Annotated in this window: 2 protein-coding genes and 2 pseudogenes; 1 reads left to right on the top strand and 3 read right to left on the bottom strand. The window is 71.2% G+C overall.

From position 1 onward, the window contains the following. Positions 1-485: pseudogene (locus R6V09_RS50995) on the bottom strand (dehydrogenase); the annotation flags it as partial. Between the two features lie 105 nt (positions 486-590). On the opposite strand from R6V09_RS50995, the gene R6V09_RS50990 reads away from it, so the two are divergent. After that, positions 591-1,361, top strand: coding sequence for a CDP-alcohol phosphatidyltransferase family protein (locus R6V09_RS50990; RefSeq protein ID WP_317888227.1), 771 nt, complete (start codon positions 591-593; stop codon positions 1,359-1,361). 69 nt (positions 1,362-1,430) lie between these two features. On the opposite strand, the gene R6V09_RS50985 is transcribed toward R6V09_RS50990, so the two are convergent. Beyond that, a complete protein-coding gene (locus R6V09_RS50985; RefSeq protein ID WP_317888226.1) occupies positions 1,431-2,174 on the bottom strand; it encodes a YcnI family copper-binding membrane protein in 744 nt (247 codons plus the stop codon). A gap of 39 nt (positions 2,175-2,213) precedes the next feature. Then, positions 2,214-2,393, bottom strand: a pseudogene (locus R6V09_RS50980) (hypothetical protein); the annotation flags it as partial.

Raw genomic sequence — 2,393 nt, 5'->3', positions numbered from 1 at the left:
GCCACCGAACACCCGACCATCCCGCCGCCGACCACGGCGATCCGGTCGCCGATCAGCGGCCTCGCGTCCCACAGGGCGTTGACGGCGGTCTCCACGGTCCCGGCGAGGACGGCCCGCGCGGCGGGCACGGACTCCGGCACCGGTGTCACGGCGCCGGCGGGGACGACGTAGTGCGTCTGGTGCGGGTAGAGGCAGAAGACGGTACGGCCGAGCAGCGCGGCCGGGCCCTCCTCCACGACTCCGACGTTGAGGTAGCCGTATTTGACCGGGGCCGGGAAGTCGCCGTCCTGGAAAGGGGCCCGCATCGCGGCGTGCTGGCTCTCGGGGACACCCCCTCGGAAGACCAGGGTCTCGGTGCCGCGGCTCACGCCCGACCAGAGGGAACGGACCAGCACCTCGTCCTCGGCGGGGTCCGGCAGGTCCACGTCGCGTATCTCGCCGTGACCCGGAGAGCCGATCCAGAACGCCCTCGCGGTGCGTTTCATCGGAATCCTCCTGAACGATCGGGAAGCTGTTCACGTACGGATAACCACAGGCCGCGCACAGTACGCGGCGTTGATCGACTCTGTCATATGGCCGGAGGGTGTGCGGTGGCCCTGAACAACACATACGAAGCAAGGCTGGTCCAGCAGGAGACCGCTGTGGGAGCGGGCGTTCAGATCCTGTTGCTGGCGTTGCTCGGTACGGCGATCGGGATGGGCCCGGCGGGCTGGCTGACCGGCCTGGCGTTCGCGATCGCCACCTGGGCCGTGCTGTCCAAGGCGCTGCACAGGACCCGGACGCGGTCCTTCGGCCCGGCCAACCGGGTCACGCTCGGCCGGGCCATCCTGGTCGGCGGGGTGACCGCGCTGGTCGCGGACTCCTTCGAGAGCTCGCCCCCGGTCACGCTGCTGGTCGGGCTGACGGCGGTGGCCCTGATCCTGGACGGTGTCGACGGCAAGGTCGCCCGGCGCACCGGCACTTCCACGGCGCTGGGCGCGCGCTTCGACATGGAGGTCGACGCGTTCCTGATCCTGGTGCTCAGCGTGTACGTGTCGACGCAGCTCGGCCCGTGGGTCCTGCTGATCGGTGCCATGCGCTACGGGTTCGTGGCCGCCGCCCGCGTCTGGCTGTGGCTCAACGCCCCGCTGCCGCCGAGCACGGCCCGCAAGACGGTCGCCGCCACCCAGGGCATCCTGCTGCTGCTGGCGGGCGCGGACCTGCTGCCGCACACGGCCAACCTCGCCGTGGTGGCGCTCGCGCTCGGCACACTGGTGTGGTCCTTCGGCCGCGACATCCTGTGGCTGTGGCGCACCTCCCGCACCTCCCTCGTCGAGGAGGTTCCGGCGGAGGAGAAGCTGCTGGAACTGGTCTCGCAGTAGGGACGGTTGCGCCGAGGGGCCCGGATCACTGTCGATCCGGGCCCCTCGGTGTGTCTACGACATGCGTGTTTACGACCGCGGCGAGCGGCTGCGTACGACCGCGAAGGCGCCGGCCGCGAGGCCGAGCACGCCCACGATCAGCCCGGCGACACCGAGCCCGCGGGCGGTCGAGTCGCTGCTCGACGAGGAGGCGGAGGCGGCGGTGGACTTCGCGGCGGTGGCCGCCGTCGAGGCCGAGGCGGCCGGGGTCCCGTCGCCGTCCTCGCTCTCCTTGGCGGTGAGCTTGAGGACGGGCGCCGGGTTCTCCGGCTCGTCACCGCCCGCCGTGGTCTCCTCGATCCAGCGGACGACATCGCCGTCCGAGTAGGTCTGCAGCGTCTTGAACGTCAACTGGTCGGTGTCCTCGGGCAGTTGACCGAAGGCGACGTTGAAGTCCTCGAACTGGCCCGCGCCGATCTTGCCGCCGGTCCAGGTGATCTCGGAGACGGCGTCGGTGATGGTGCCGTCGTCGGTCTTCACCGGTGTCTTGAGCTTGCTGGTGGTGACCTTCGCGGTCCAGCCGTTCTGCGGGGTGACAAGGACGCCGAGGACGGGGTGGTCGGTGGGCAGGTACACCTGGACCTTGGTGGTGCTCGCCTTGTCCTCCTCGTTGGGGACACGGAAGGTGATGACCCCGTCGGTGGCGCCCTTGGCATAGCTCTCGGGGTGGACGGTGACATGCGCGGAGGCGACTCCGGCGGCGGCCAGGACTCCGGCGGTGGCGAGCGCGGCGACGGTGCCTGCGCGGCGCAGGGTGGTGCGGTGTGCGGACATGGTGAGGTGATCTCCGTACGGGAAAAGGAAGTTGGGTGGTCAGACCGGGTACGGGATCGGGACCGGTGGCCCTCTGCGGCTGACCGCGTGCCGCAGGAGGAGCTGGCGCAGGGGGGCCGCGTCGGCGGCGGCACGTCCGGGACGGCCGGCGGTGCGGGCGGGCAGTGGTGCGGGGGCGTCCCGCCACCAGGCCACCAGCCCCGGTACGAAGGCGACAGA

Source organism: Streptomyces sp. W16 (assembly GCF_033194735.1).
Lineage (GTDB): Bacteria > Actinomycetota > Actinomycetes > Streptomycetales > Streptomycetaceae > Streptomyces.
Note: the sequence above shows the minus strand (reverse complement) of the source record. Positions and strands in the feature narration are given on the sequence as shown.